Origin of the sequence: Corynebacterium tapiri (genome assembly GCF_006334925.1) — a bacterium.
GTDB classification, from domain to species: Bacteria; Actinomycetota; Actinomycetes; order Mycobacteriales; family Mycobacteriaceae; genus Corynebacterium; species Corynebacterium tapiri.
In genome coordinates, this window is the sequence record NZ_VDHJ01000010.1 from 126,934 (window position 1) to 133,701 (window position 6,768).

Below are 6,768 nucleotides of genomic sequence, written 5' to 3' on the forward strand. Positions count from 1 at the left end.
AGCGCACACCTTTGGCCGCATGCCCGAGGGCGGAGGCATTGACCTCTCCCAAGAGCCCGCAATCTACTCACCTCAGCGCTTCGCCGGCCAGCGCGTACTCATCACTGGAGCGGCGCAAGGCATCGGCTTAGCCGTCGCTCACCGGATCGCTTACGAGGACGGTTCTGTCTTCCTGGTGGACCGAGCCGAGTTGGTCCATGACGTCGCAAAGCACTTGGCCGAGGCGGGAAAAGGCACGATCGGCTCCGCCACTGCCGACCTGGAGGCATTCGAGGGCGCGACTGCCATGATGGACGCCGCCATCGAGGCACTTGGTGGCATCGACGTCGCCATCAACGTGGTGGGGGGAACGATCTGGGCCAAGCCTTTCGAGGAATACGCACCAGAAGAAATCGAAAAGGAGGTCACCCGCTCGCTGATGACCACGCTGTGGTCCGTGCGCGCTGAGCTCCCCCACTTGATCAACGGTGGCGGGGGCACGATCGTGAATGTGTCCTCCGTAGCAACCCGCGGCATCAATCGGGTGCCCTACGCAGCGAGCAAGGGCGGAGTCAACGCCCTGACCGCTGCTCTTGCTCTCGAAGCCGCAGACAAGAACGTCCGCGTGGTGGCTACTGCTCCCGGTGGGACACTTGCCCCAGAACGTGCGGTCAAGCGCGGGCCCGGCCCCGAGTCCGAACAAGAGAAGGCCTGGTACCAGCAGATCGTCGACCAGACCATCGATTCCAGTCTGTTCAAACGTTACGGAACTCTGCAGGAGCAGGCCGGGCCTATTGCCTTCCTGGCTTCCCGCGAGGCGAGCTATGTGACCGGGTCCGTTCTTCCCGTGGCGGGCGGCGACCAGGGGTAAAACCCCCTTTCGGTGTGAGAACATACATATCGATGACTTCTCTATCCTCCAATCCCCGCCGTGTCTCGGGCTCTACCCTCAACCAGCTCACAGATGCGGTATCCAGTTTGGAGTCCGGTAACGGCACCTTGATCACAGTGACCGGCCCACACGGGTGTGGCAAGACGGAGCTGGTGAGTGACCTGGTGATGTCGTTACCGGGGTTTAGCGCCGTGCGCGTGGCTGCCCTATCGTGGCGCCGAGACAACGAACGAGGCGTGATCAACGCGCTGCTCGACCGCGCAGGCTCTGCGGAAACCGATCTTTCTCCGGCCTTTGACCAGCCCGGTTCTAGCGTCGTTCTCATCGTCGACGATGCCCATTGGTCCGATGAGCGATCACTCCAGCTGCTTGTGGAGGCCGTGCGCGGAGTGTGCTTTGGGCGTATCGCCGTAGTTCTTACGGCCCTGGACTCAGAGGATGGGGTTGGCGAGCCGTCGATAAGCCAGTTGAGAGAGCTCAGCGACCTCGATCTCGGGATGCCTCCCTTTGGGATTGAAGAGATCACCGCGTTTGCTTTGTCGCATGCCGGTGTCCACCTTTCCAGCTTTGCTGCACAGGAACTTCGCCAGCTCACCGGTGGCCGGCCCGGACCAATCAAACAGGTTCTCGACGCAGCCCCGGCCGACATCTGGCGACACCCCCACCCGCGCCTGCCCATCCCCCGCCCTTGGCTGGCTGCGCTCGAACGTAGACTGCGCCCCGTTAACCGCGACCTTGTGTGGCGCACGCTCGCGGCGGTGGCTGTTATGCCCGAGCCGTTTGTGGCCCCATCGGAGCTGGTCCTCGAGCTCAGCAATGCTGACCGGGTCGCGCTCGATGCCGCGTTTTCCGCGGGGATACTCGAGCGCATCGTCAACTCCCGCGAAGACGTGGTGGCATTTTGCAATCCCACTGACCGTGCCGTTGTGCGCGCTCACACCTCCCCCACGCAGGCCGCGCAGCTTCACCGAGCGGCGGCGGACTACTTCGATCGGTTGGGGGACGAGGATGCCCGGCTGACGCATGAGGCGCTGGGTTCCGAGCGTAACGACGCCGACATTGCCGACGCCTTAGCTCAGCGCGCCGAATCCCTGGGAGAGGCAGGTCGCTGGCGCTCGGCCTCGGCAGCCTTCGAGCTCTCCGCACGCACCGCGGTGGACAAGACCAAAGCCAAGCAGCGCCACTTGTCCAGCGTTGAGGCCCTGATCTCGGCGTCGGATATTCTGCAGGCCCAACGCAACATCACCTCGTTGGGGCACATGAGTGGTGATGCTCGTCTGTACTCCATGCGGGGGTATCTAGCCCTTCACGAAGGCCGCAAGTCCGAAGCCGTCGGCATGATCGACTTGGCGTGGCGCACGCTCGATGAGACGTCCAATCTCGACCCGCGCCTGCGAACCACCGTCGCCAGCCGGCAGGTACTGCTTTCACTGAGCGAGTGGGAGCCGGAAAAGCTCGTGTCCTGGGCCAACGTGACGGATCGTTGGGCGCCCCCGGGTTCAGCCGCACGAATTGAGTCGCAATACATTTCGATGATCGGCAAAGCCGCCGCGACTGGGCAACTGACCGTGGACGACCCGATTCCCGGGGAAACCCCCATCCTGGCGCTACGCAGGGACATGGCTGCTGGATGGTTAAACCTGGTGCACGACGACCCGATCTCCGCCCGCCAACGTCTCACCCGCAACGTAGATGTGGCCGATGGCGAAGGCAGCGAAAGAATTCGGCTCTGGATGGAGGGGTGGCTCGCGCGCAGCCTATTTTTGCTCGGAGAACTCTCAGCAGCCCAACGGGTAGTTGAGCGCGGGCTTGCTCGTGCCGAGCGCTTCGGCGTGCGCTTTCTCGAGCCCCTTTTGCTCTGGACGGGTTCCCAGGTGGCCGCCTTCCGGGGAGATCATGAGCTCGCTCGGGCCTATGCCAATCGCCTAACGATTAGCCAGGACTCCCTTATGATCCAGCGCATCCCCTCTGCCATGGCCCGGTTGCTCCTGGCTGGGCTGGAGTCTGACTCTGCCGCAACAATGCGGGCTGGTCGCACACTGATGAATATGGCTCTCACCCACGATATCGGCCAACCGGGTTTCTGGTTATGGGAGGACGTGTTTGCGCCGACGCTCATTGCCACTGGGCATTTCTCGGAGGCAGAGCAGATTATCGAGCGCGCACTCGAGCGCGCCGAAGGATCCGGCATCGAGTCTGTCCATGCGCGATTGGCAGGAAGCCAAGGCAGCCTGTATCTGCAACGCGGAGACACCGAGGTGGGCTTGCGGATCCTGGATGATGCCGTCGAGCAGGTCGAGGCGCTTCCTATCCCCGTCTACCAATCCCGTCTCCTCTACGAATACGGGCGAATTCTGCGGCGCCTAGGGCGGCGCCGGCGTGCCGACGAAACTCTTGCCCGCGCAGGCGAAATCTTTGCCGCCATGGAGGCCCACGAGTTCGTTGAACGCTGCAATCGCGAGCGCCGGGCCGGAGGCCTAGGTACGCGCACCTCCAGCGCCGATGGTCTGACACCGCAAGAGGAGGAGATCGCCAAGCTCGTGGCGGCCGGTGCCTCCAATCGCGAGGTGGCCACCGAGCTGTTTCTCTCCACCAAGACAGTGGAATATCACCTCACCCGCGTTTACCGAAAGCTTGGAGTGCGCACGCGCAATGAACTTCCGGGTGTGCTCGCAAGGCGCTAGGGCGCACGACGACGCCCGCCGCAGCCGAACTTAGTGGCGTGCAGGCGGGCGTCGAGAAGCGAGAAACTTTTAAGCGTTGAGCTTGCGGTACTCGAATACCTGGTCAACGATGCCGTACTCGACGGCTTCCTCAGCGGTGAGGATCTTGTCGCGGTCAGTGTCCTCGCGGACCTGCTCCGGGGTCTTGCCTGTGTGGCGCGCCAGGGTGGTCTCCATCTGGTGGCGCATGCGCTCGATCTCGGCGGCCTGGATCTCCAGGTCAGAGACCTGGCCCTGGGTGCCCTGGGTGGCGGGCTGGTGGATGAGCACGCGCGAATTCGGCAGCAGAGCGCGCTTGCCCGGTGCGCCCGCAGCGAGCAGCACAGCGGCGGCGGAGGCAGCCTGACCCAGGCAGACAGTCTGCACGTCCGGGCGGACGTACTGCATGGTGTCGTAGATAGCCATCAACGCGGTGAACGATCCACCGGGAGAGTTGATGTACATGGTGATGTCCCGGTCCGGGTCCTGGGACTCGAGCACCAGCAGCTGCGCCATAATGTCATTTGCCGAGGTGTCATCGACCTGAGTGCCCAGGAAGATGATGCGCTCCTCAAAGAGCTTGGAGTACGGGTTGGTCTCCTTGGTTCCGTACGAGGACTGCTCAACGAAGGACGGCAGAACGTAGCGGGATTGGGGCATCTGTGCGTTATTCATAGTCATTTCTCCTAACAATCCCTTAGTTGCTGATGTCACCGTGAGCGTGGGTAATAACGTGATCGACGATGCCGTATTCCTTAGCCTGCTGAGCATTGAACCAGCGGTCGCGATCAGAGTCCTTGGTGATCTGCTCGAAGGTCTGGCCGGTGTGCTCGGCGATCAGCTCGGCCATCTCGCGCTTGGTCTGGGCGAACTGCTCAGCCTGGATAGAGATGTCAGCTGCGGTACCGCCAATGCCAGCGGACGGCTGGTGCATCATGATGCGGGCGTGGGGCAGGGCAAAGCGCTTGCCCTTAGTTCCGCCAGAAAGCAGGAACTGACCCATGGATGCTGCCAGGCCCATGCCGTAGGTGGCGATGTCGCACGGGGAGTACTTCATGGTGTCGTAAATAGCCATGCCCGCGGTGACCGATCCACCCGGGGAGTTGATGTAAAGCGAGATGTCGCGGGTGGGATCCTCTGCCGAAAGCAACAAGATCTGCGCGCACAGCTTGTTAGCGATCTCGTCATCGACCTGCTGGCCGAGGAAAATGATGCGTTCGCGCAGCAGGCGCTCGTACACCGAGTCGCCGAGATTCATGCCGCTAGCAGCTGACGACATCAACGAGTCGTTCCGTGAAGTCATTAGGGGTACTCCTCATAACTGGATAGTTCTGCTTTTGTCTTACCTCTGGTGCAACCCTACTAGTGGCACCAGACATTCCGCCGTTGTGTTCGCTCTCAGCGTTGATAGGCAAAACGCCTAGCACGGCGGGGAAATCCCGCCAGCTAGGCGCTTAGTTTCACGTGCCTTAGGAGATTAGCTCTCCCCGGAGGCGTCCTCGTCCTCGTCCTCGCCGAAGAACTCGGTCTGGTCGATGGCGTTGCCCTCGCTGTCCTTGACACTCACGCGGCAGATAGCGGCGGCCAGAGCCTTGCCACGGCGCACGTCTGCAAACAGGTTGCCGATCTGGTTGGCCTGCTGCAGCTGCTGGATGAACTGGTTCGGGTCCATGCCGTAGGACTGAGCGGTGAACAGGATGTGGTCGGTCAGCTCCTGCTGGGAGACCTGCGGATCCTCTTCATCGGCAACGGCGTCCAGGAACAGCTGGGTACGCACGGACTCCTCAGCCTGAGCGCGGGTGTTCTTGTCGAACTCCTCGCGGTTGGTGCCCTGGGCCTCCAGCAGCTTGGCCAGAGCGGACTCGTCGTGAGCCATCTGACCCATCACCTGGTGCATCTGAGCGTGGACCTGATCCTCGACCACGGACTCCGGCAGAGCGAACTCGCTCTTGGCCAGGGCTGCCTTGAGAACCTCGTCGCGGATGTCGCCAGCCTGCTGGGCCTTCTTGCGCTCCTCGAGCTGGGTCTTGGTGTTCTCGCGCAGCTCGTCAGCGGTGTCGAACTCGGAGGCTTCCTGGGCGAACTCGTCGTCCAGATCCGGCAGCTTACGCTCCTTGGTCTGCTGGACGTGAACCTTGATGGTGGCTTCCTTGCCAGCGTGCTCACCGGAAACGAGCTCAGCGGTGAACTCGTTGTCCTCGCCGGTCTTCATGCCACGCAGGGCGGTGTCCAGGCCCTTGATCAGGTCGTCGGAGCCGACCTCGTAGGACAGACCCTCGGTGGAGGCCTCTTCAACCTTCTCGCCGTCGATCTCTGCGGTCAGGTCGATGATGGCGAAGTCGCCCGTCTTCAGCTTGCGCTTGGTGTCCTTGAGCTCACCGAAGCGAGCACGCAGGTTCTCCAGCTCCTTCTCCACGTCCTCGTCGGACACGGACACTGCGTCAACGGTGACCTCGAGGTCGGAGAAGTCCGGAACGGAGATCTCCGGGCGAACGTCAACCTCAGCGGTGAACTCGACGAACTCGTTGTCTTCGATCTTGGAGATGTCCACCTGCGGCTGGCCGATGACCTTGAGGTCGTTCTCCTCGCATGCCTGCTGGTAGCGGGTCGGCAGCATGTCGTTGACGACCTGCTCCAGAATCGGGCCACGGCCAAAGCGGGCGTCGATCAGCTGACGCGGAGCCTTACCCTTACGGAATCCGGGGATGTTGACCTGCTGAGCGATAGCCTTGTAGGCGTTGTCGATCTCCGGCTTGAGCTCGTCAAACGGCACGTTGACGGTAAGCTTCACGCGAGTGTCGTTGAGCTTCTCCACGGAAGTCTGCACGAGTTTCATCTCCTGGTTAGTAAGAGGTTTTTGTAAAACGGGACCGCGCCGCGCGCGGTCCCATACGTCGGGGCGACAGGATTTGAACCTGCGACCCCCTGCTCCCAAAGCAGGTGCGCTACCAAGCTGCGCCACGCCCCGTTTGGCAATCCATGCCGGATTACCGATTTGCCACTCTACCGGTAGTCCCATTCAGGGATGCAATTTGGGTCCCTTTAAAGATCACAGAACGCACGCTATAGGTCGCAGCACGCCCCTTCAAACATTCTCAAGCGCACAAAACGCGGGTTAAGTAGCAGAAAGTGTGTCTGATCCTCCGCGTTCACCCTGATAGGACCGTATAAATCGCCCAGATATAAGGCCCTAGA

5 protein-coding genes and 1 tRNA gene are annotated in these 6,768 nt (G+C 61.8%); 2 read left to right on the top strand and 4 right to left on the bottom strand.

Annotation, left to right across the window (positions count from 1 at the left end; all coding sequences use genetic code 11):
- The first annotated feature begins 19 nt into the window (after nt 1–19).
- The gene (locus FHE74_RS08235) at nt 20–850 is read left to right on the top strand and encodes a 1,6-dihydroxycyclohexa-2,4-diene-1-carboxylate dehydrogenase (RefSeq protein WP_139466039.1); all 831 of its coding nucleotides are present in this window, start codon (nt 20–22) and stop codon (nt 848–850) included.
- A 32-nt stretch (nt 851–882) separates the two neighbouring features.
- A complete protein-coding gene (locus FHE74_RS08240; RefSeq protein WP_139466030.1) occupies nt 883–3,555 on the top strand; it encodes a helix-turn-helix transcriptional regulator in 2,673 nt (890 codons plus the stop codon).
- A gap of 69 nt (nt 3,556–3,624) precedes the next feature.
- On the opposite strand, the gene FHE74_RS08245 is transcribed toward FHE74_RS08240, so the two are convergent.
- The 4 genes from FHE74_RS08245 to FHE74_RS08260 form a co-directional block, all read right to left on the bottom strand.
- On the bottom strand, nt 3,625–4,248 hold the full coding sequence (locus tag FHE74_RS08245; RefSeq protein WP_139466031.1) for an ATP-dependent Clp protease proteolytic subunit: 624 nt from the start codon (nt 4,246–4,248) through the stop codon (nt 3,625–3,627).
- Between the two features lie 22 nt (nt 4,249–4,270).
- Nucleotides 4,271–4,876 carry an ATP-dependent Clp protease proteolytic subunit gene (locus FHE74_RS08250; RefSeq protein ID WP_139466032.1) on the bottom strand — a complete coding sequence of 202 codons (606 nt, stop codon included), beginning with the start codon at nt 4,874–4,876 and terminating at the stop codon, nt 4,271–4,273.
- A 174-nt stretch (nt 4,877–5,050) separates the two neighbouring features.
- Entirely contained in the window at nt 5,051–6,400 is a 1,350-nt protein-coding gene (gene tig / locus FHE74_RS08255; RefSeq protein ID WP_180339722.1) for a trigger factor, read from the bottom strand.
- A 67-nt stretch (nt 6,401–6,467) separates the two neighbouring features.
- Nucleotides 6,468–6,541: transfer RNA gene (locus tag FHE74_RS08260), tRNA-Pro, on the bottom strand.
- Nucleotides 6,542–6,768: the final 227 nt, after the last annotated feature.